19 protein-coding genes are annotated in these 21,198 nt (G+C 60.2%); 5 read left to right on the top strand and 14 right to left on the bottom strand.

Annotated features, from left to right (window positions below; genetic code table 11):
• Window positions 1-4: 4 nt before the first annotated feature.
• The 5 genes from ACRZ94_RS01845 to ACRZ94_RS01825 all read right to left on the bottom strand — a co-directional run bounded on the left by ACRZ94_RS01845 (window position 5) and on the right by ACRZ94_RS01825 (window position 4,989).
• Window positions 5-2,899, bottom strand: a complete 2,895-nt coding sequence (locus tag ACRZ94_RS01845) for a formate dehydrogenase subunit alpha (RefSeq protein WP_480650758.1) — start codon at window positions 2,897-2,899, stop codon at window positions 5-7.
• Between the two features lie 104 nt (window positions 2,900-3,003).
• Window positions 3,004-3,192 (bottom strand): ubiquinol-cytochrome c reductase iron-sulfur subunit N-terminal domain-containing protein, encoded by a 189-nt coding sequence (locus ACRZ94_RS01840; RefSeq protein ID WP_480650760.1) that lies wholly within the window; start codon window positions 3,190-3,192, stop codon window positions 3,004-3,006.
• 57 nt (window positions 3,193-3,249) lie between these two features.
• Window positions 3,250-3,858: a TorD/DmsD family molecular chaperone gene (locus ACRZ94_RS01835; RefSeq protein WP_480796544.1), complete on the bottom strand. Its 609-nt coding sequence runs from the start codon at window positions 3,856-3,858 to the stop codon at window positions 3,250-3,252.
• Window positions 3,859-3,862: 4 nt separating this feature from the next.
• Complete coding sequence (locus tag ACRZ94_RS01830) at window positions 3,863-4,438, bottom strand: DUF3306 domain-containing protein (RefSeq protein ID WP_480650763.1); 576 nt, start codon at window positions 4,436-4,438, stop codon at window positions 3,863-3,865.
• On the bottom strand, window positions 4,435-4,989 hold the full coding sequence (locus tag ACRZ94_RS01825) for a DUF3305 domain-containing protein (protein ID WP_480650764.1): 555 nt from the start codon (window positions 4,987-4,989) through the stop codon (window positions 4,435-4,437). Before ACRZ94_RS01825 ends, ACRZ94_RS01830 begins: the two co-directional genes overlap by 4 nt.
• A 249-nt stretch (window positions 4,990-5,238) precedes the next feature.
• Between ACRZ94_RS01825 and ACRZ94_RS01820 the strand changes: the two genes are divergently transcribed.
• Window positions 5,239-7,191 (top strand): 4Fe-4S binding protein, encoded by a 1,953-nt coding sequence (locus ACRZ94_RS01820; protein WP_480796543.1) that lies wholly within the window; start codon window positions 5,239-5,241, stop codon window positions 7,189-7,191.
• Here the strand turns inward: ACRZ94_RS01820 and ACRZ94_RS01815 are convergent.
• Window positions 7,185-7,913 (bottom strand): c-type cytochrome, encoded by a 729-nt coding sequence (locus ACRZ94_RS01815; protein ID WP_480796542.1) that lies wholly within the window; start codon window positions 7,911-7,913, stop codon window positions 7,185-7,187. The genes ACRZ94_RS01820 and ACRZ94_RS01815 overlap by 7 nt on opposite strands.
• 108 nt (window positions 7,914-8,021) lie before the next feature.
• Between ACRZ94_RS01815 and ACRZ94_RS01810 the strand changes: the two genes are divergently transcribed.
• Genes ACRZ94_RS01810 through ACRZ94_RS01800 form a run of 3 tightly spaced genes read left to right on the top strand, consistent with a single transcriptional unit; the run spans window position 8,022 to window position 10,251 of the window.
• Entirely contained in the window at window positions 8,022-9,083 is a 1,062-nt protein-coding gene (locus ACRZ94_RS01810; RefSeq protein WP_480796541.1) for an Mrp/NBP35 family ATP-binding protein, read from the top strand.
• Complete coding sequence (locus ACRZ94_RS01805; protein WP_480796540.1) at window positions 9,080-9,775, top strand: biotin/lipoate--protein ligase family protein; 696 nt, start codon at window positions 9,080-9,082, stop codon at window positions 9,773-9,775. The genes ACRZ94_RS01810 and ACRZ94_RS01805 overlap by 4 nt, the downstream gene beginning before the upstream one ends.
• Complete coding sequence (locus ACRZ94_RS01800) at window positions 9,772-10,251, top strand: DUF6505 family protein (RefSeq protein ID WP_480650774.1); 480 nt, start codon at window positions 9,772-9,774, stop codon at window positions 10,249-10,251. Before ACRZ94_RS01805 ends, ACRZ94_RS01800 begins: the two co-directional genes overlap by 4 nt.
• Before the next feature lie 3 nt (window positions 10,252-10,254).
• Here the strand turns inward: ACRZ94_RS01800 and ACRZ94_RS01795 are convergent, their stop codons facing one another.
• The 8 genes from ACRZ94_RS01795 to acs all read right to left on the bottom strand — a co-directional run bounded on the left by ACRZ94_RS01795 (window position 10,255) and on the right by acs (window position 19,727).
• Window positions 10,255-10,755, bottom strand: coding sequence for a flavin reductase family protein (locus ACRZ94_RS01795; protein ID WP_480650776.1), 501 nt, complete (start codon window positions 10,753-10,755; stop codon window positions 10,255-10,257).
• Window positions 10,756-10,844: 89 nt separating this feature from the next.
• A complete protein-coding gene (locus tag ACRZ94_RS01790; RefSeq protein WP_480650778.1) occupies window positions 10,845-12,257 on the bottom strand; it encodes a 3'-5' exonuclease in 1,413 nt (470 codons plus the stop codon).
• A 1-nt stretch (window position 12,258) separates the two neighbouring features.
• A complete protein-coding gene (locus tag ACRZ94_RS01785; protein WP_480650780.1) occupies window positions 12,259-12,777 on the bottom strand; it encodes a hypothetical protein in 519 nt (172 codons plus the stop codon).
• A 93-nt stretch (window positions 12,778-12,870) separates the two neighbouring features.
• Entirely contained in the window at window positions 12,871-14,694 is a 1,824-nt protein-coding gene (locus ACRZ94_RS01780) for a DUF294 nucleotidyltransferase-like domain-containing protein (RefSeq protein WP_480796539.1), read from the bottom strand.
• Between the two features lie 110 nt (window positions 14,695-14,804).
• On the bottom strand, window positions 14,805-16,589 hold the full coding sequence (locus ACRZ94_RS01775; protein WP_480650784.1) for a sodium:solute symporter family protein: 1,785 nt from the start codon (window positions 16,587-16,589) through the stop codon (window positions 14,805-14,807).
• A gap of 15 nt (window positions 16,590-16,604) precedes the next feature.
• Entirely contained in the window at window positions 16,605-16,889 is a 285-nt protein-coding gene (locus tag ACRZ94_RS01770; protein ID WP_480650786.1) for a DUF4212 domain-containing protein, read from the bottom strand.
• A 182-nt stretch (window positions 16,890-17,071) separates the two neighbouring features.
• Complete coding sequence (locus ACRZ94_RS01765; protein WP_480796912.1) at window positions 17,072-17,755, bottom strand: adenylate kinase; 684 nt, start codon at window positions 17,753-17,755, stop codon at window positions 17,072-17,074.
• A 7-nt stretch (window positions 17,756-17,762) separates the two neighbouring features.
• Entirely contained in the window at window positions 17,763-19,727 is a 1,965-nt protein-coding gene (gene acs / locus ACRZ94_RS01760; RefSeq protein ID WP_480796538.1) for an acetate--CoA ligase, read from the bottom strand.
• Between the two features lie 407 nt (window positions 19,728-20,134).
• Between acs and ACRZ94_RS01755 the strand changes: the two genes are divergently transcribed.
• Complete coding sequence (locus ACRZ94_RS01755) at window positions 20,135-21,151, top strand: C4-dicarboxylate TRAP transporter substrate-binding protein (RefSeq protein ID WP_480650791.1); 1,017 nt, start codon at window positions 20,135-20,137, stop codon at window positions 21,149-21,151.
• The last annotated feature ends 47 nt before the right edge of the window (window positions 21,152-21,198 follow it).

Genomic DNA, 21,198 nt, shown 5'->3' with positions numbered 1-21,198 from the left:
CTCCTTACGCTGCCCAGATTTTGCAAAGAGTCGCTTTGGTCTCTTGCATCTGGGTCACTGAATCGTAGCCATAGGTCTGGGCGGTGTTGGAACTTTCACCCAAGACATAGGGGTCTGCACCGGCGGGGTATTTGTGCCGCTGATCTTCACCCTGGAAATGGCCGCCAAAGTGGAACGGCATAAAGGCCACACCGGCACCGACCCTGTTGGTCAGCATCGCCATCACCTTGACCTTGCCGCCTTCTGGACCTTCGACCCAGACCTGTTGCCCGTCACGGATACCAAGGTTGTTGGCATCGCGCGGGTTGATCTCGACGAACATGTCCTGCTGCAGCTCGGCCAGCCACGGGTTCGACCGGGTTTCCTCGCCGCCGCCTTCATATTCGACCAGACGACCCGATGTCAGGATTATCGGGTAATCCTTTGAAAAGTCGTTCTTTTGGATCGAAGCATAAAGGGTGGGCAGGCGATAGGCATGCCGGTCCTCATAGGTCGGATAGTCCTCGACCAGATCGCGCCGGTTGGTATAGAGCGGCTCGCGATGCAGCGGGATCGGGTCCGGGAAGGTCCAGACGACCGCGCGGGCCTTTGCGTTCCCGAAGGGCGCACAGCCATGCTTGATCGCAACCCGCTGGATGCCGCCCGACAGGTCGGTTTTCCAGTTGGTTTCCGGCCCCGCAACAGCGTCGATTGCTGCGCGTTCCTCGGCGGTCAGGTCGCCGTCCCAGCCAAGGTCCATCAGCATTTGCATCGTGAATTCCGGATATCCATCCTGAATTTCCGATCCAACGCTATAGACCCCTTCGGCCAGCAGGTTGTCACCATCACGCTCCACACCGAAACGGGCGCGGAAGGTCAGGCCACCTTCGGCCACCGGCTTGGACATATCATACAGGTTCGGTGTCCCCGTATGACCCATCTCGGCCGTTCCCCAGCAGGGCCAGGGCAGACCGTAATACTCGCCGTCGTTGGGTCCACCAATGGCTTGCAGCGTGGTTCTGTCGAACGTGTGCTGGTTGGCCATATGGCTTTTCAGACGTTCCGGCGACTGACCGGTATAGCCGATGGTCCAGAGGCCCGAGTTGAATTCACGCGTGATGCTTTCAACATTCGGGGTTTCGGGGTCGTCCATCTCGATATTGCGGAACAGCCGATCTGCCCAGCCGAACTTATTCGCGAACTTGGCCATGATGACCTCGTCCGGCAGGCTTTCGAACAGGGGCTCGACGATCTTGTCGCGCCACTGCAGCGACCGGTTCGAGGCCGTGACAGAACCACGGGTTTCGAACTGTGTACAGGCCGGCAACAGATAGACGCCATCGGTGCGGTCATGCAGAACGGCGGAAACGGTGGGATACGGGTCGATCACGACCAGCATGTCCAGCTTTTCCATCGCCGTCTTCATTTCCGTCATCCGGGTCTGCGAGTTGGGCGCGTGGCCCCACAGAACCATGGCACGGACGTTATTGTCCTGATCCATGTTGGCCGGGTCTTCGAGAATGCCGTCGATCCAACGAGAGACCGGGATGCCGCGCTCATTCTGAAGCGGTTTATCCTTGCCCTCCTTGTCCTTGATCGTGGCAAACTGACCCGCCAGCCATTCGGGGTCTTCACCCCAAACACGCGACCAGTGACCCCATGCCCCCTTGGACAGGCCATAATAGCCGGGCAGGGTGTGGGACAGAACACCAAGGTCCGTCGCGCCCTGCACGTTGTCATGGCCACGGAAGATGTTGGTGCCACCACCCGAGGTGCCCATGTTGCCCAGCGCAAGCTGAAGCACGCAGTAAGCGCGGGTGTTGTTGTTGCCGTTGGTGTGTTGCGTACCACCCATGCACCAGACGACGGTGCCGGGGCGGTTGTTCACCATGGTCCGGGCGACGCGGCGCAGCTGCGAGCCGGGCGTACCAGTGACGCGCTCAACCTCTTCGGGGTTCCACTTGGCAACCTCTTCGCGGATCTGGTCCATACCCCAGACACGGGTGCGGATGAACTCTTTGTCCTCCCAGCCGTTGTCGAAGATGTGCCACAGGATACCCCAAACCAATGCAACGTCGGTGCCGGGGCGGAAACGGACATATTCATCCGCATGGGCCGCGGTGCGCGTAAAGCGCGGGTCGCAGACGATCAGAGGGGCGTTGTTCTGCTCTTTCGCACGCAGGATATGCAGCAGCGAGACGGGGTGCGCCTCGGCCGGGTTACCACCGATGATAAAGATGGCCCGGCTGTTGTGCATGTCGTTATACGAGTTGGTCATGGCGCCGTAGCCCCATGTGTTCGCAACGCCCGCAACCGTGGTCGAGTGGCAGATACGGGCCTGGTGGTCCACGTTGTTCGTGCCCCAGTAGGCGGCGAACTTGCGGAACAGATAGGCCTGTTCGTTGTTATGTTTCGCGGAGCCCAGCCAGTACACGCTGTCCGGCCCGGATTCCTGACGGATGTTCATCATGCCGTCGCCGATCTCGTCGATCGCCTGTTCCCAGCTGATGCGCTTCCACTCTCCGCCTTCCTTTTTCATCGGATATTTCAGGCGGCGCTCGCCATGAGCGTGCTCGCGGACGGATGCCCCCTTGGCGCAGTGCGCACCCAGGTTGAACGGGCTGTCCCAGCCGGGTTCCTGCCCGACCCAGACGCCGTTAGACACTTCGGCCACAACGGTACAGCCGACCGAGCAGTGTGTGCAGACGGATTTTACAAGATCAACCGCGCCCGTTGCCGAGGCGGCTGCACTGGCCTGTGTCACGGTTCCGCCCGTGGCGCTGATCGCGGCAAGGCCGCCGATCGTCAGGCCTGATCCGCGCAGGAATGCGCGGCGATCGACGGTTTTCTCGCCGACCTGGGACAGGATACTTGTCCGCTGGGGGCGTCTCGCAACCCCGTTGGTCTTTTTCCTAAGCATTTCTTTCCTCCCTTGCGCGCCGTGTCAGCCACGGCTGGCTTGGTACTGTGCAAACCGACGTCAGGGCCAATCGCAACCGTCAGTCGGGGGTGACAACGTCCGGGTCAGAACCGGGCGCTCTCCAGATAGGCGCGGGTATGCGCGGTGTCCTGCATCCGGGTTTCGTCCGTAGGCAGCTCGGCTGCTTCGGCCTGTCCGGTCAGGCTGGCGGCGGCGACGGCAGCGGGTGCTGCGGTTCCGGCCAGTTTGAGGAAGTCGCGGCGCGTCGCGCCTTCTTCCTTGGTCTTGCTCATGGGGGTCTCCTTTCCCATTTGCTGTTTGGCACCTGTCGGGCACCGGCGAGTGGCGGGTTACGCCGTCATCCGAAAGGCTTCGCGTTCGATCTCCATAAAGACCCGACCGGCAGTGCCGATCGAGGCATAGAGGACCGAGTTTTCGGCACCTTCCAAATCCGAGTAAAAATGCGCGGCCCAGGGGCCGATATGCTTGTTCCAGAACGTTTTCTGATCGTCCAAGGTGACAGGTGCACGGAAGCGGCCAACGATCATGCCTGCCATCATCTCCATCAGTGAGGCGATGTTGTCTTCGGGTTCAAACACGTTCCTGGCGCGGGTGATGCCGCGCAGGGCCATGTCATTGCGCAGTTGCGCCAATGGTTTTTCGTTCAGGAAGCCGGTCAGGTAAAAACTGGCGTAAGGCAGCAGCTCACCCCGGCCCAGCCCGATGAACAGCGCGTTAAACTCACGCTCGGCCGCAGCGGGTTTGGTGACTTTGGCCACCCGCGCCATTGCCTGAATGGCCTGACCCAGATCGGTTTCATCGCCGCCAAGACCCGCCACCTGATCCAGCAACAGCTGATCGGGCGGGGCGGACAGCAGCAGCCCCAGGAAATTGTAGAAATCCGCGCGCAGACGATCCTCGGCCGAGACATCCAATTTTTGCGCTTCGCTTGCGGTCATTGCGTTATCCTTCGAATTCAAATTTCATGCGACGCGGGGACGGGGGGTGGGCGTCTTCTTCTTCCGGCTCTTCGATCTGGGCCATCTGCACCGGTTCGGGCTCGGGCGTGGGCTCTTCGACGACCTCTGGTTCCGGCAACAGTTCTTCGACCGGTGCCTCGCTTTCGTCTTCCTCGGCCTTCGCGGCCAGGGCTTCGACATGCGCCAGCATCCCCTTGCCAACCTGATAGGCCGTTTGAAGGTTTTCGATGACACAGGCCGCGTCGGTATAGTCTTCGCCATAATCGACCAGCCCGTCGACATTGGCCAGCACCGGGTTCAGACGCCACAACCGCCGCAGGGCACGGCGGCGCAGGCGGTCGGGCACGGCCTTGGCCATAAAGCCCGAGACATCATCGCCCGCCTGCAGCTGATCGGGGTCGGGCAGGTTGAACTCGGCCAGAATCTCGGCGTCTGTCTTTTCCTCCAACTCGGCGCGCTGTTCGGCAACGGCCAGTTCCTCGGCGGCGATCACCTCTGCTTCGGCCTCGGCCTGAACGGCGGCCTTGCGGCGAGACCAGAAATCGCGCGGCTGGGTCATTGGATGATCCTCCGCGGTGCACGATACACGTCCGAGTCCTGCCGGATGCGCGCATCGCCTTTGCCATCCTCGACCAAGTCGGTGCGCTTTTTGTCCCGGCGACGTTTGACAAAGACCTCGTCGCGGTGATGTTCCAAAGCGAAATCCCGAACCCAGGCGATCAGCCCTTCGGTCATGGGGATTTTCTCGACAATCTCTTCGCCGGTATCCGCGTAATCCTGCCCCTCGAACGGAGAGGCGGTGACCAAAACCGCATCCATCGGGCGCTGCCCATCCAGCGCATCCCGCAGAACAAGATAGATCGAGGGCTGACCGTCAGACAGGTTCACCATGTAAGCCTCGGTCTCATCCGCCCACAGGGTCAGGGGCAGGGTGGCTGCGTGGTATTCAACAGCCTCACCTTCGCGCCGCATCTCATGCCAATCCGCCGGGCCTGCGCCCGGCAAAACGGCGACGGCACGCCAGTTCCATTTCGCCCAGCGGGTTACACCGGGTGTTTTGCGCACGACGACGCCGATTGGCATTTCAATCTGGTTTGCGGCCTCCGCCACGTAGTCCTCCCCTGAAGGCTCTCCCCTGCCTTCTCCAAGTCCACTATGGTACACAATTTGATCTTCTGCCAAGTCCTAGCACTACGACTTTAGTCGTACATGGTGGTAGCGTGTTCGTGAGGGGGCTTGCCCGGCGCCATCAAATAAGGGCTTTTGAGCGGCGTCGGGATGAAAATCGGTGGCCTTTACATTGCCGCCCCCGAAGGACAGCCTAATGTGCGAGGGATGGACCGCGTTCGGGGAGGGACTATGGGCACCAAGATTCTGCTGTGTGATTGCGAAGGAACGCAGTCGCTGGATGCCGAACAGATCGCATCGACCTGTGGCACAAGCTGTTCCAAGGTGCATACAGCGTTGTGCACGCGCGAGCTGAACAGCGCCGCAGCGCTGATGCAAGAGGGCGACACGATCATCGCCTGCGGGCAGGAACAAGAGGTGTTCTCGGCACTGGCCGAAGAATTGCAGATCGAAACGCCGGGTTTCGTTGATCTGCGTGATCGTGCGGGGTGGTCTGACCAAGGGGATGATGCAACGCCCAAGATGGCGGCACTGGCGGCCGAGGCGCTGTTGCCGCAGCCCATCACGCCCAGCGTGGATGTGTTCAGCGAAGGCACCTGTTTCATCATCGGCGCAGGTGAGGTCTGTTTTGATCTGGCCCAGCGGTTGGCCGCAACGCTGGCCGTAACCGTTCTGGTGACGGATGACAGCCAACCCCTGTCGCGTGACTTTGATGTTGTGCGGGGGCGCGTGCGGTCGGTGAATGGGGCCTTGGGAGGGTTCTCGTTGCAACTGGATGCGTTGCAGCAGGTTGAGCCCGGCGGGCGCGGGGCCTTTCAATGGTCCGAGCCGCGCGATGGGGCAAAATCCACCTGCGACATCGTGATTGATCTGGCGGGTGACATGGCCTTTGTACCGGCCCCAGAAAAGCGCGAAGGATACCTGAGGGCGGATCCCAAAGATAAGGTGGCGGTCGAACGTCTGGCCTTTGACGCGGTGCAACTGGTCGGTACGTTCGAAAAACCGCTTTATGTGCGGATGGAGGAAACGCTGTGTGCCCATTCGCGGGCCGAACAGGTGGCCTGCACGAATTGCCTGGACATCTGCCCGACCGGTGCAATCTCGCCCGATGGCGAACACGTGTCCATCGATCCGATGGTCTGTGCGGGCTGTGGGGCGTGTGCTGCGGTCTGTCCGTCTACGGCAATTACTTACGAAGACCCTCAGATCGCGGCCATCGTATCGCGTATGCACATTCTGGCGCGGACCTATCGGCGCGCGGGCGGAACCGCGCCCCGGCTGCTGGTGCATGATGCCCATGGGGCTGAGATGATCCGGCTTGCCGCCCGCTTTGGGCGCGGCCTGCCAGCGGATGTGATCCCCATGCAACTGAACGTGATCTCGGGCTTTGGCCATGCCGAGATGCTGGCCGGGCTGGCCCATGGGTTTGCCCGTGTCGATGTCTTGCTGGCACCCACCACCGAACGCGATGCCCTTGACCGAGAGCTTGAGCTGGCACAGGCGATTGCCGGGGCCGGGGGCTTGGGTCTGATCGACGAGGCTGACCCGGACGCCATGGCTGAGCGGCTCTATGCGCAAGACGTACCGCGGCCACTGGCCGATCCGGTTCTGCCGCTGGGCAACCGCAGGCAAATCACGCGGCTGTCGGCGCAGGCGCTGAACCCGCAGGCCGAAGACCCTCTGCCGCTGCCCGAAAACGCGCCATACGGTGCGTTGGCGATTGATACCGATGCCTGCACACTGTGCCTTAGCTGCGTGTCGCTGTGTCCGTCGGGCGCTTTGGTGGACAACCCCGACAAGCCTCAGTTGAACTTCCAGCAGGATGCCTGTCTGCAATGTGGCCTGTGCAAGAACATCTGTCCCGAGGACGCGATTGCGCTGGTTCCGCAACTGGACCTGAGCGATGCGGCCCTGTCACAGCGGGTGCTGAATGAGGAAGAACCCTTTGCCTGCGTTGAATGCGGGGCGCTGTTCGGGGTGAAATCCACGGTGGAACGCATCATGGAGAAACTGTCGGGGACGCATCCGATGTTTGCAACCTCGGACAAGGCCCGGATGATCCAGATGTGCGACAATTGCCGCGTGAACGCGCAGTTCCAGCACACAGATAACCCGTTTCAGTCAAATCCCAAACCGCGCGTCGTCACGACCGAGGATTATTTCTCGAAGCGGAAGGATCATTGAAGCTGCAGAGGTGCCCCAAGATCGGCGGCCTCAAGGGCCGACACGAAGGCCAGAATGGCCTCCAACTCGTCCAGCGTCATTTCCACCGGCTGGATCGGCGAGGGGCGTTCAGGGTCAAACGGTGCCGTCAGCCCGTCGATCTGCGTGAAAGCCGGGTGGGGGTTCAGAACAAAAAACGCCTCGAACCGTTCCGACCAGTCGGACATCGCGCGCAACACGCCAAAGGACGGGGTAGAGCCCAGACCGTTCATCCGGTTTTTCGGCCCGATCACATGGCACCGGCCGCAATGGGTCATCGACAGTTCCTCACCCAAGATAACGTCGCCGTCGATTGTGGTGTCTTCGGATGCAGTCGCGACTTCGAAACTGGCCGAGAAGGGCGCGCCCTGATCCGGTGCAAAGCTTTCGATGGTACGTTTGCCGATATCCGATTGAAGCCAGTCAAGGAACCGTTCCTGCTTGGCGTCATCTTGGGTCTGCAGGTGATAGACCACATCACCGCGCGCAAAGACCGGATCGCCCGGAGGGGCCGTGTTCAGCACCAGAACGCCATCATCGTCTGCAACAATCCGAATACCGGTCTTGAGTGAGAAGCGCGGAAGAATATGTTGCAAAAGACCAGAGTCTTTCACTTCGGGCGGAGCGGCAAGGCCAATCGTCTCTTGTGGCCAAGAGGGGGTGGCACACAGCGTCAGGCTCAGGCACAAAAGGACAAAACGCATGGCTCAGCCTACCGGCCCGATCCCACATGCGTCAAATAAACTGAACGGGATCGAGGTAAGTACAATGAAAATCAACCACATGGTTGGAAAGAATAGTAGGGGAAAGGCATGAGTGTCCGCGACGCGGTTCTTGCGAATCTGAAAAAAATCACTGACCCGGTTTCCGGTCAGGACATTGTCAGCGCCGGTGTTGTGCGGGCGCTGAATGTCGAAGGCGATACCGTGCGTTTCGTACTTGAGATCGACCCCAAACATGCCGAAAAGATGGAGCCCGTGCGCGCGACCGCTGAACAAGCCGCGCAAATGGTGGATGGTGTCGCCAAAGTGTCAGCGATGATGACCGCGCATTCGGACAAGGCGCCACCGGAATTGAAACCCAAGCCCAAGCCATCGCAAACCGGCCCGCAGGCTGTGCCGGGGGTGGACCGGATCATCGCCGTTGCCTCGGGCAAGGGGGGTGTGGGCAAGTCGACCGTGTCCGCCAACCTCGCCTGTGCGCTGGCAGCCGAAGGGCGGCGCGTGGGTCTGCTGGATGCGGATGTTTACGGCCCCTCGCAGCCCCGGATGCTGGGTGTCTCGGGCCGCCCGGCCAGCCCGGATGGCAAGACCATTCTGCCCCTGCGCAACCACGGCGTTACCATGATGTCCATGGGCCTGATGACCAATGAAGGGCAGGCGGTTGTCTGGCGCGGTCCGATGCTGATGGGCGCACTGCAACAGATGATGAACCAGGTGCAGTGGGGCGCACTGGACGTGCTGATCGTCGACCTGCCGCCCGGCACCGGCGATGTGCAGTTGACGCTGAGCCAGAAATTCAAGGTGGACGGGGCCATAGTCGTCTCGACCCCGCAGGATGTGGCCCTGATCGACGCCCGCAAGGGGATCGACATGTTCAACCAGCTCAAGACGCCCATCGTTGGGATGATCGAAAACATGTCCACGCATATCTGTTCGAATTGCGGCCATGAAGAACATGTCTTTGGTCATGGCGGTGTCGCGGCCGAGGCGGCGTCGCTGGGCGTGCCTTTGCTGGGGGAAATCCCATTGAATCTGGACATTCGTATTGCGGCTGATGAAGGCGCGCCGATTGTCGTCAGCAAACCCGACAGCCCGCAGGCCGAGGCGTTCCGCAAGATCGCCCGCGATCTGATCGCCAAAGGCAACGCATGACCGAGCCTGTATTCCCCCCTTTGCTGACAGGCCACCCCGTCCAGCACGGGGAGGACCCGTTCGAGCGTGCGCTCGCCATGGCTGCGCTGGGATGCGATGCGGGGTCGGTCGTCTACAACATTCAGGCAGACCGGCTGCGCGTGGCGATTGTCTTCGCCCCCGAGGTGCCGCTGCAGGATGCGATGGCGATGCTGCCCTTGTGTTCTGTCGGTTTCCAGAACGCGCTGGGCGCTCTGGCACCGCCCGAGGTGGCCGTGCATCTGGGCTGGGATGGGGTGATTTGCGTGAACGGCGCGACCTGCGGCCTGTTTCGGACCGCCGCATCTGACACTGCCCCTGAGGCTCAGCCCGATTGGCTGGTCATCGGGTGGGAGCTGGCCTTGCTCCAAACCAGTGATGCGCCGGGCGAAAACCCGGATGTCACCGCGCTCTATGACGAAGGCTGTGCTGAGGTTTCGGCGGTGCAGCTGGTCGAAAGCTGGTCGCGCCATATGCTGACCTGGCTCAATCGCTGGCAAGAGGACGGCAACGCGCCGCTGCATGCCGAATGGATGGGTCTTTTGCGGGGCGTGGGTGAACCTTACGACTCGGGGGTTTTTCTGGGAACGGATGAGCGGTTTGGCATGCTGATCCGCGACGGTTCCGAGACCCGACTGCGCCCCCTGACCGAACTGTTGGAGAACGACACATGAAACTGGCCCGCGCGATCCATTTCGATGAAAGCGACATGAATGTCTTTCATTCTCCGGCCCGAACAGGGGAGTGGTGCATCTCGGGCGGTTTCGAGTTTTCGAACTGGGGCGAGGGCGATCTGGACGGCAAGGCGCGGCAGGCTTTTGCCAATGGCTGGCTGGGGGTTGAGACCTTCGGGCGCGTCACCTTTGTCGCCGTCACTCAGATCGAACAGGCCGAATTGGATCAGATTGCGCAGAATCTGGCCCAACATTTCACGCAGCTTTATGGCGCGCCGTCGATTGAGGCTGCAATGGGTGTGGCACAAGCCGAAATCGCCCATATGTCAGAGCTGTGCGAGGAACATGCGCCCAACACTCTGCTGACCGTCGCGCGTGAGCTGTCCGAGTCAGGTGTGCGCGAAGCCTTTCGCATCATCACGCCGCAGGAAACCCAGCTTGAGGCGCTGGCGGTGCATGGTTCTCTGGACGAGTGACGCCTAAAGCAGATCGGCAAACCCGCCGAACTGACCGCGTTTGAAGATCAGACCCTTGCCGGTGCGGTACATCACCTGTTCGACTTCGCCCACCAGGATCAGGTGGTCGCCTGCTTCGTGCCTAGCATCCAACTTACAATCGAACCGGGCCAGACATTTGGCCAGTTGCGGGCGGCCTTTGTGGTCGGATACCCATTCAGCATGAGAGAAATCCAACCCGTCGCGGGCGAATCTCAGCGCCTGATCCTGCTGTTCTTCGGCCATCACATGGATCGAATAGTGCTGGCAGGCATTGAACGCATCAAACCGATATGAGTCTTTGGCAAGGCACCACAGGACCAACGGCGGGTCCAGTGATACGGACGAAAAGGAATTGACGGTGATGGCACGCGGTCCATTTTCGGTCTGTGTCGTGACAACAGTGACACCGGTGCCAAAGCATCCCAACGCTTCGCGATAGGCAAGGGTGTGGTCCGGAGTGGGGGTGAAGGTCTTTTCCGTCATCGCGCGCTCATGCAGTGGTCGCGCCTCAGGTGCCACGGCCCGCCGGGATTGTCCATGAAAAGCTGGACGCAATCCGCACATTTTGGGGCTCAGTTCAGGTCTTCCAACAGACGGCCATGTTGGCGCGTCGCCTCGATCACGGCCCCAAAGGTGGTCATGCCGCGCGCTTGCAACATCGGCAGCATCTTGACCAGCGCCTCTGCGGTCGCGACAGCATCCCCCAGCGCGGTGTGGCGCAGTTCATGCGGGATGGTGATCTCCAGCCTGTCGCAAAGGGCGTCCAGCGTATGTTTGTCGCTGGCACCGAACAAAACAGCTGACAGCAGCACCGTATCCAGAATGGGGTGATCCCACTCAACCCCCATGCTTTTGGCGTGACGCCGCAGAAAGGCCATGTCGAATGGTGCGTTGTGGGCGACAATCACTGCATCACGGGCGAATTGGTGAAAAGCGCGCCCTGCCGTGGCAATGTCCGGAGCATCCTGCACCATAAGGTCGCTGATCTTGTGAACCTTGGTCGAGGCAGGCGGAATCGGCATGCCCGGATTGACCAGCTGGTCCATCTGTTCGCCCTCGACAATCCGGCCATTCACGACACGCACCGCGCCGATCTGAACAATCTCATCCTTATGCGGCAGCAGGCCGGTGGTTTCGGTGTCAAAGACGACAAAACACAAATCCTGCAGGGCGAGGGTTTCGAACTGCCCGTCCGAGGCGTTGTTCAGCAGATCGAAATCATAGACCAGAGGCCGGGCGGATTCGGGTGAGATATTGGCCGCGCTTTCGTCAAAAATCAGCAGGTATCCCGGCGCGTCGCCCAGCGGCTTCATCCGCGCCGTGTAAGATTGCGCGCCGTCGATGCTGGTCAGCGTGCAATCAACCTCTAGCCCGGTTTTGATCAGCTTTTCATAGGCGTCCTGCAGGGCGTTGGGTTGCAGATACTCAAACAGCGATGCGTTCAGTCGGGGATGTCCGATCTGGGCCAGAACCCCGGCGGCCTGACCATCATAAAGAACGATCTTATGCGTCGGGCTGGCCAGTACCATCGCGACCGGTATCTCGGTCAACAGCGCGGTCAGCCTTTGTTTTTCTGCGGCCAGATGGGCGGTTTCTGTGGCGACTGCCTCGGCAACATCCATAGTCTTTCCCGACAACTGATCGGCCAGACCAGCCGCGGCCGGGGCCAGGTCGCCCAGATAACGCGCCGCCTGCATGTCGACATCCGTGCTGACGCCCGCATGCGCGCGCGCGCGCAGCTGCGCGGACAGACGTTCAATCGGCTTTGCCACGTTGTCATCAAACAGCAGCCAGACCGCGACGATCAGGGCGACAAAGCCAAACCCCATGATGATCTCGGCAAACAAGAACGCATTGATCAACTCGGGGTCTGCAATACGCCGATAGCTGATCCACAGCGCCAGAGAGCTGACCAGCAGCGCGCCCACCGCCAGCAGGCAGAAGAACAGGAATATGCGCAGTCGCAAACTCAGCCGGTGTAGCATTTTAAGCTCCGCAGGTTGCCTTGATGACAGGATCGTCCGAAGCCGCGTTGATCCAGTCGGCATCGACAATGCGGCCGTCGTCAGTGAACTCGACCCCGTCCGCCAGGTTGGCGCGGCTAAAATCGGCGCAATTCACGGCCACGGGCACCATGGATCGGGGGGCCCAGCGTCCAAAGAAATAGAGATCGACCAGACGTTGTTCCGGCACTTTTTCATTTGTGCGCACCGACACGGTGTCAATCGCGGCAAATCGGTCAACAAAAGGCACCGCATAGGTCCACGGGCGGTAGAACGTCCGGCTTTCGACCTCCTGTACGATCTCCAACCCTTCGGGCAGGGTCTCAACGGTGCGCCCGTACCAGGAATACTCACTGGCGATGGTCATGCCGATCATGCCCAGACCTGCCGCCACAGGCATGGCCCAACGGGGCAGGCGGCCACCGGTCAGCTTGTTCACGATCATCGCCACGCCTGCAAATGCAATCCCTGCGAATATCGTGCCGATCAGCTCAATAAACATGTGAACCTTCCTCCGTTCCGGCGCGTGTCGCCGCTTCTTCTCGTTCCAAATACGGTCGCCGAAGGCGATCCTCCGCTCTCCGCGCGCACGATGCTAGCCCAGCATACCTTTGCCATGCCCCACAGCTGATTGCATCGTTTTTACAACAACAAACGCATCGCGCAGATGGCTGCGCTCAAAGTCCGACAAGGCCGAGGGCGGCAAGTAATTGTCCGGCTTTTCGCCGGATTTCACCAGCCGCACCTGATGTTCCAGCCGGGTTTCTGCAATCAGATCATAGGCATCCAGAATATCGCGTGCGCCGGATGGGCTCAGCACTCCAGCCGCCTCGGCGGCTTTGAGACGGGCCCGGGTGTTGGCCTCGGTCAGCTTGCCCTGCAGGCTGTAGACACGCGCCAGATCGACAATGGGCACAACGCCATTATGCTTTAAATCCAGCGTATTACGATGCTCGCCGGACCGGATGGTGGCGAACCCGCGCAGCAGCCCCAACGGAGGCGTGTGTTTCAACGAATTCGAGATCATATGCGCGACAAAGATCGAATTCGCATTTGCCGCGGCCAGCGTATCGGTTTGAAGGTCCTCAAACAGTTCGAACGTGCCGCCAATGGGGCGCAGATCGAACATGACCGAGGCCAGCATCTGTGCCTCGGGGTTCGGCTTGGCGATCCAGCCGTTGAAATAGTCGCGCCAGACGCGCACGGGCTGACACCAGCGCGGGTTGGTCGCCATCATGTCGCCGGGGCAATAGAAATACCCGCAGACATCCAACCCGTCCGAGACGAACTTGGCCAGCTCGGCGAAATAGGGCATCTGCGCTTCGGTCACGCTGTCATCCAGCACAAGGCAATTGTCCTGATCCGATACGCCGGTCTGCTCCTGACGCCCCTGCGATCCGCAGGCCAGCCACAGATAGGGCACGGGCGCGGGGCCCAGTTTCTGTTCGGCCAGGGCCAGCAGGCGCCGGGTCGCGGTGTCGGCGATGTCGGTGATCAGACGGGTGACGATCTCATGCCGGTTGCCACCTGCAACCAGCTGCACCAGCAGCTGAGGGATTTCCGCCGTGACCAACGCCATCTCGGTCGCTGAAGCGGCATGTGCAATGCGGCGCACCAGTTCGGCCGAATTGACGGCCTGATAATGGGTCAGGTCGGTCTGGGTCACGATGCCGACCAGTTTACCACCTTCTGAGATCGGAATGTGCCCGATCCCGCGCTCCATCATCACATGCAGCACGTCCGACCCGATGTCGGACGGCGACAGGGTCACGGGATCAGCGGTCATGATGTCCGAGATAGGCGTGCTGTCGGGCAGGCCGTCGGCCACAAATTTTCCGGCGATATCGCGCAGGGTCGCGATCCCAAGGAAACGATCCCCTTCGGTGATGCACAGAGATGAGATATGGCGGTCGCGCATCAGCCGGGCAGCGTCGCGCACGGGCAGGGCAGGCGGGCATGTGGCGGGGTTGCGGGCCATAAGCACGTCAATCGCACTGGTGGCGAGACTTTGCGGACCGGCTTTCTCACCGCGCGTTCTGTTGAAGAATTTGGCGACAACGTCGTGGTTGTCGATCAGCGCGCGAACCAGAGCCGGTGGCAGAATAAGCAAGATGGACGGCGCGTCAGCATGTGCATGGGTCGCGGCCTTCCCATCCCTGAGCAAACCGCGTTCGCCAAAGGAATTGCGCAATCCCAAATGTGAGACGACAGCGCCGTTTTCATCGGTGACCTCGACCTGTCCTTCATAGATCAGGAAGACGCCGGGCAAATCGTTGCCCAATTCATAAACGGGGGCGCCTGCCTCCAGTTCCCACACTTCGATCTGTTCGGCCAGATCCGCCAGCGTATCGTGTGGCAGGGCATCATACGGATGTACGGATTTCAGAAACCGGGTGATCTGGTCTAGGGGGAGGGGCATCAGACGACCTCGTATTTCTGGTTAAAAAATCCCGCCCGGTGGTGTGCCGGGCGGGGACAGTCGATCGAAAAACGCGGCATATGGAAGTTGACCATATGCCGCATCATAACTCAGTGATCCTGAGCTGCGCCCGCACCACGGGGAATGCGGATGCTTTCGACCATATCCTTGATCTCCTGCGGGGTCTCTTTGGTCATGCCTGCAACGACGTAGGCGACGCCGAAGTTGACCATCGCACCGATTGCGCCGAACGAAGTCGACTTGATCGGACCCAACAGCGGATCAGCATCGGTGAACGAGTTGGTGCCCGGAATGAACAGCCAGCCCTTGTGCAGGAAGATGTAGACCAGGGTCACAACCAGACCAGCCAGCATACCCGCGACCGCACCGGTGTTGTTGATGCGGGTCGAGAAGATCCCCATCATCAGCGCCGGGAAGATCGAGGCTGCCGCCAGACCAAAGGCCAGGGCCACTGTCTGCGCCGCGAAGCCCGGAGGATTCAGACCCAGATAGGTCGCCACAACGATGGCAACGGCCATTGCGACACGGGCCGACATCAGCTCGCCTTTTTCCGAGATCTGCGGATTGATCGCGCCCTTGATCAGGTCGTGGGACACAGCCGACGAAATCGCCAGCAACAGGCCCGCAGCGGTCGACAGAGCGGCCGCCAGACCACCGGCAGCGACCAGACCGATCACCCAACCCGGCAGGTTGGCGATCTCGGGGTTGGCCAGAACCAGGATGTCGCGGTTGAACTTGGTCAGCTCATTGCCAACCCAGCCTTTTTCTTCCGCGATTGCGTTCATGGCTTCGGACTTGTCGTTGTAGTACTGGATTTTGCCGTCGCCGTTCTTGTCTTCCCAGTCCAGCAGACCGGTTTTCTGCCACGTGGCCATCCAGTCATAGCGCGGATCGGTGTCGATTTCCTCGACCGAGACAGCACCACCTTCGATGCCACCATTGGGCCACATCATGTCGGTGATGTTCAGACGGGCCATTGCACCAACAGCAGGAGCGGTCAGGTACAGCAGCGCGATGAAGACCAGCGCCCAGCCAGCAGACCAACGCGCGTCAGACACTTTCGGCACCGTAAAGAAACGCATGATGACGTGGGGCAGACCCGCTGTACCGATCATCAGCGACAGGGTGAACAGCACCATGTTCAGCGTGTTCGAGTGGTGGGCGGTGTAGTCGTTAAAGCCCAGCTCGGTCACGATGGCGTCCAGTTTGGTCAGCAGCGGCTCACCACCGGCGGTGTCACCGAACAGACCCAGTGCCGGGATCGGCGTGCCGGTCAGCTGCAGCGAGATGAAGATCGCCGGGATGGTGTAGGCGGTGATCAGCACGCAGTACTGAGCGACCTGAGTATAGGTCACGCCTTTCATCCCGCCGAACACCGCGTAGGCAAACACAACCGCAGCACCGATCAGCAGACCCGAGGTGTTGGAAACCTCAAGGAAGCGGCCAAAGGCAACGCCAACGCCGGTCATCTGACCGATCACGTAGGTCACCGAGGCCACGATCAGACAGATCACCGCCACGATACGCGCGGTCTGGCTGTAGAAACGGTCGCCGATGAATTCCGAGACGGTGAACTTGCCGAACTTACGCAGGTAAGGCGCAAGCAGCAGAGCCAGCAGCACGTAGCCACCGGTCCAACCCATCAGGAAGGTCGAGTTGTCATAGCCGGTAAAGGCAATCAGGCCCGCCATCGAGATGAACGAGGCCGCAGACATCCAGTCCGCCGCTGTCGCCATACCGTTGGTGACCGGGTGAACGCCGCGACCGGCGGCGTAGAATTCAGATGTGGAACCCGCACGGGCCCAGATCGCGATGCCGATGTATAGCGCGAACGACGCGCCAACAAACAGCAGGTTGATGGTAAACTGATCCATGTTTCCCGCTCTCCCTTATTCTTCTTCTACGCCGAACTCAGCGTCCAGCTTGTTCATGCGCCAGGCGTAGTTGAAGATCAGCACCAGAAAGACCAAGATCGATCCCTGCTGAGCGAACCAAAAGCCCAGATCGGTTCCGCCGACGGCGATACCCGACAGCAGCGGACGCAGCAGAATGCCGAATCCAAACGACACCAGAGCCCAGATCACCAGGCTGATGTAGATAAGGCGCAGGTTGGCCTGCCAATAGCCCTTGTCGGACTCGGCAGTCTGCGCGGAGTTTGTTGAATGATCCGCCATTGCGGGTTCCTCCTTCGCTTTCTCGTTGGCGGCCCATTGCCCAACTCCTCCAGTGCGTTGGGCCGCTTCTCGAATGTGCCAGACGCCCCGTGACGTCAGGCAAAACTCCTCTGGTCCGCCAAGGCGGGTCCATTGAAGTATTCTGTTGTAGGAGCAAAGCCCTTGGGGCTTATCTCCTCCCCTTAACTCATGACTTCGCGCACCAGCCCTTGCAGGTCGGTTGCGATGTCGTCGATCTGACCCATGGCATCGATGCCTTTCAGCACGCCCTGGGCCCGGTAATAGTCAATCAGCGGCGCCGTTTGCGCGTGGTAGGCGCTGAGCCGGGATGCAACGGTTTCGGCATTGTCATCCGCACGGCGCTTGAATTCGGTGTGGCCACACTTGTCGCACTCGCCCTCTTTGGCGGGCTGCTTGAACGTGTCGTGATAGCCTTCGCCGCAGCCCGCGCAGGTGTAACGGCCCGAGATGCGGATCACCATTTCAGCATCTTGAACTTCAAGACTGATGGCGGCGCTGATTTTTTGATCTGATGTAGCCAGCAGCCCGTCCAGCGCCTCGGCCTGGACCGTGGTGCGGGGGAAGCCATCCAGAATGACACCCTTGTTGCAATCATCCTGAGCCATTCGGTCGCGCAGGATGGCGATAACGATCTCATCACTGACAAGATCGCCTGCTTCCATAACGGCCTTGGCGGCTTTGCCTGCTTCGGTACCGGCAGCAACTGCCTCGCGCAGCAGATCGCCGGTGCTGAGTTGAACCAGACCGAACTTGTCTTCCAGCATACGGGCCTGGGTGCCCTTCCCAGCGCCCGGGGGGCCGAGAAGGATCAGAACAGCGGGGGTGGTGGTAACAGCAGCGTCCATCATTCCCTCACTTATTCGCGCGGTTTGCAATCAGGTCATCGACCACCGACGGATCAGCCAGAGTCGAAGTGTCACCCAGCGAGCCAAAGTCATTCTCGGCGATCTTGCGCAGGATACGGCGCATGATCTTGCCTGAACGTGTCTTGGGCAGGCCCGGGGACCACTGGATCACGTCCGGGCTGGCGATCGGGCCAATCTCGGTCCGGACCCAGCTGCGCAGCTCTTTGAGCAGCTCATCGCTGGGCTCGCGGTCATTCATCAGAGTGACATAGCAATAGATGCCTTGCCCTTTGATTTCATGGGGATAGCCAACCACGGCGGCTTCGGCGACGGCGGCATGTGCCACCAGCGCGCTTTCAACCTCGGCAGTGCCCATACGGTGGCCCGAGACGTTGATCACGTCATCGACGCGGCCGGTGATCCAGTAATCGCCACCTTCGTCGCGACGGCAGCCGTCACCGGTGAAGTAGTACCCTTTATAGTCCGAGAAATAGGTCTTCTCGAACCGTTCGTGATCACCCCAGACGGTGCGCATCTGGCCGGGCCAGCTGTCCTTGATGCACAGCACGCCTTCGACACCGTCACCGCTGATCTCAACGCCGGACTGAGGGTCCAGAACCACAGGCTGGATGCCAAAGAACGGCTTCATCGCGGCACCGGGCTTCAACGCATGCGCGCCGGGCAGGGGGGTCATCAGATGCCCGCCGGTTTCGGTCTGCCACCAGGTGTCAACGATGGGACATTTGCCTTTGCCGATCACGTCATTGTACCAGTTCCACGCTTCGGGGTTGATCGGCTCACCCACGGTGCCCAGTAGGCGCAGATCGCTGAGATCGTGCTTTTCGACAAATTCATTGCCTTGACCCATCAGCGCGCGGATCGCTGTGGGGGCGGTGTAGAACTGGTTGACCTTGTGCTTGGCGCACACCTCCCAGAAACGACCTGCGTCCGGATAGGTTGGAACACCTTCGAACATCACCGAGGTCGCGCCATTGGCCAGCGGGCCATAGACGATATAGCTGTGGCCCGTGACCCAGCCGACATCGGCCGTACACCAGTAGATATCGCCTTCGTGGTAGTCAAAGGTGATCTCATGGGTCATCGCCGCATAGACGATATAGCCGCCGGTGGTGTGCACCACGCCCTTGGGCTGACCAGTCGAGCCCGAGGTGTACAGAATAAACAGGGGGTCTTCGGCGTTCATTTCGGCGGGCGCGCAATAGTCGTCCGCTTCCAGCGCCATTTCGTTGTAGTCATAGTCGCGACCGTCGATCCAGGTGGTCTGACCACCGGTGCGTTTGACCACCAGACATTTCACAGTGTCCTTGCAGTGCAGCAGCGCCGCGTCGGCATTGGACTTCAGCGGGGTCTTGCGGCCACCACGCGGGGCCTCATCTGCGGTGATGATGACTTTGGCGCCGCACCCGTTGACCCGCGCCGCCAGAGCGTCAGGTGAGAAGCCCGCGAAAACGATTGAATGGATTGCACCGATACGGGCGCAGGCCAGCATCGCATAGGCGGCCTCGGGGATCATGGGCAGATAGATGACAACACGGTCGCCTTTGCGAACGCCCATCGATTCCAGAATATTTGCCATCCGGCAGGTGCGGCGGTGCAATTCGGCATAGGTGATATGTTGTGCGGCGTCCTGCGGATCATCCGGTTCCCAGATGATGGCGGTCTGATCGCCACGGGTTTCCAAGTGGCGGTCCAGGCAGTTGGCGGAAACGTTCAGCGTACCATCTGCGAACCAGTTGATTTTGACCGAACCGAAATCGTAGTTGACGTCTTTGACCTGAGTGTAGGGCTTGATCCAGTCGATCCGTTTGCCCTGTTCACCCCAGAACGCAACGGGATCTTCGATCGAGGCCGTGTACATCGCATTGTACTTTTCGGCGTCGACATGCGCGCGTGCAATGGTGTCAGCGGACGGCGGATATACGTTAGCATCTGCCTGGGCAGCGGTTGTCATTCTGAGGCTCCTCCCTCTGGACTGAAATCATCGGATCAATCTGTGCCCCCAAAAGCAGACTCTGTCGATCCTGTTCCTCCCCAATACGGATAATACGGAGAACTGAAAACAATGAAATAAATTACCGAAATCACAGCATTTGTTTGTAAACAAATTTTACGCCCGCCGGGAAAACTGTAAATAAAATCAGAAGAAGGTGAAATAACGCAATAAAATCAACATGAAAAATGTCACTAAGTATCTCGCGTAGTCTCAGGGCGGAATTTCTCAGGTTGCTATCAGCTTTTGGTTGTTAGCGCCCACAGTCGCCCCGGTTGCCGCATGTCCGGGGTTGGCAGGTTTTGATGTTGGCGCTAGCTTTGGCTGCAAGCGCTTGGACAAGAAGCGCATCAAAGGGAGAAACCATTATGAAAAAATTGTTCAGCGGCGCAGCCGCCGCAGCGTTGTGCGTGGCCTTCGTGTCCGAGGCCGCCGCCACAGAATGGAGCGCCTCGGTCTGGGGCAAGCGCCGCGCCTTTACCGAGCATGTTGAGAAACTGGCTGAACTGGTCAGCGAGAAAACCAATGGCGAATTCACCATCAATGTCAGCTATGGCGGCCTGTCCAAGCCGCGTGAGAATCTGGACGGGATTGAGATCGGCGCCTTCGAGATGGCCCAGTTCTGTGCAGGCTACCACCGCGACAAGAACCGCGCCATTACCGTTCTGGAACTGCCGTTTCTGGGCGTGAACACTCTGGCAGAAGAGGTGGCCGTCAGCCATGCGGTCTATGATCACCCGGCGGTTCAGGATGAAATGGCGCAGTGGAACGCGCGGCTGCTCATGACCTCGCCCATGCCACAGTACAACATTGTCGGCACAGGTGATCCGCGCGATGAACTGGCCGATTTCGACGGTATGCGCGTCCGGGCCACTGGCGGTTTGGGTCAGGCGTTTGAGGCCGTGGGCGGCGTGCCGACCTCGGTCCCGGCGACCGAAGCCTTCAATGCGATGGAATCAGGTGTCGTCGATACAGTCGCCTTTGCTCAGCACGCGCACCTGTCCTTCGGCACCATCAATGAAGCCGATTGGTGGACCGCCAACCTGAACCCGGGCACGGTGAACTGCCCGGTCGTGGTGAATATCGACGCCTATGAGGCACTGCCCGCCGACCATCGCGAGGCGTTGGACAGCTCGGTCGCTGAGGCGATTGATCACTACCTCGCCAACTATGACGGTTTGCTGGAACAGTGGGACAGCGTCTTGTCCGAGAAGGGCGTGCAGAAGGTCGAAATCGACGATGCCGTGATCGAAGAGTTCCGCACCAAGGCCGCCGATCCGATCCGCGAGCAGTGGATTGCGGATATGACCGCTCAGGGTCTGCCTGCGCAGGATCTCTATGATCTGGTTCAGGCAACACTTGAACAGCAGCGCAGCGGCAACTGAATGCCCGATCCGGGTGCCTGACCGGGCACCCGGACACTAATCATAAA

The organism is Ruegeria sp. CH10, from assembly GCF_056537125.1.
This window is presented reverse-complemented; position numbering and strand designations above follow the sequence as displayed.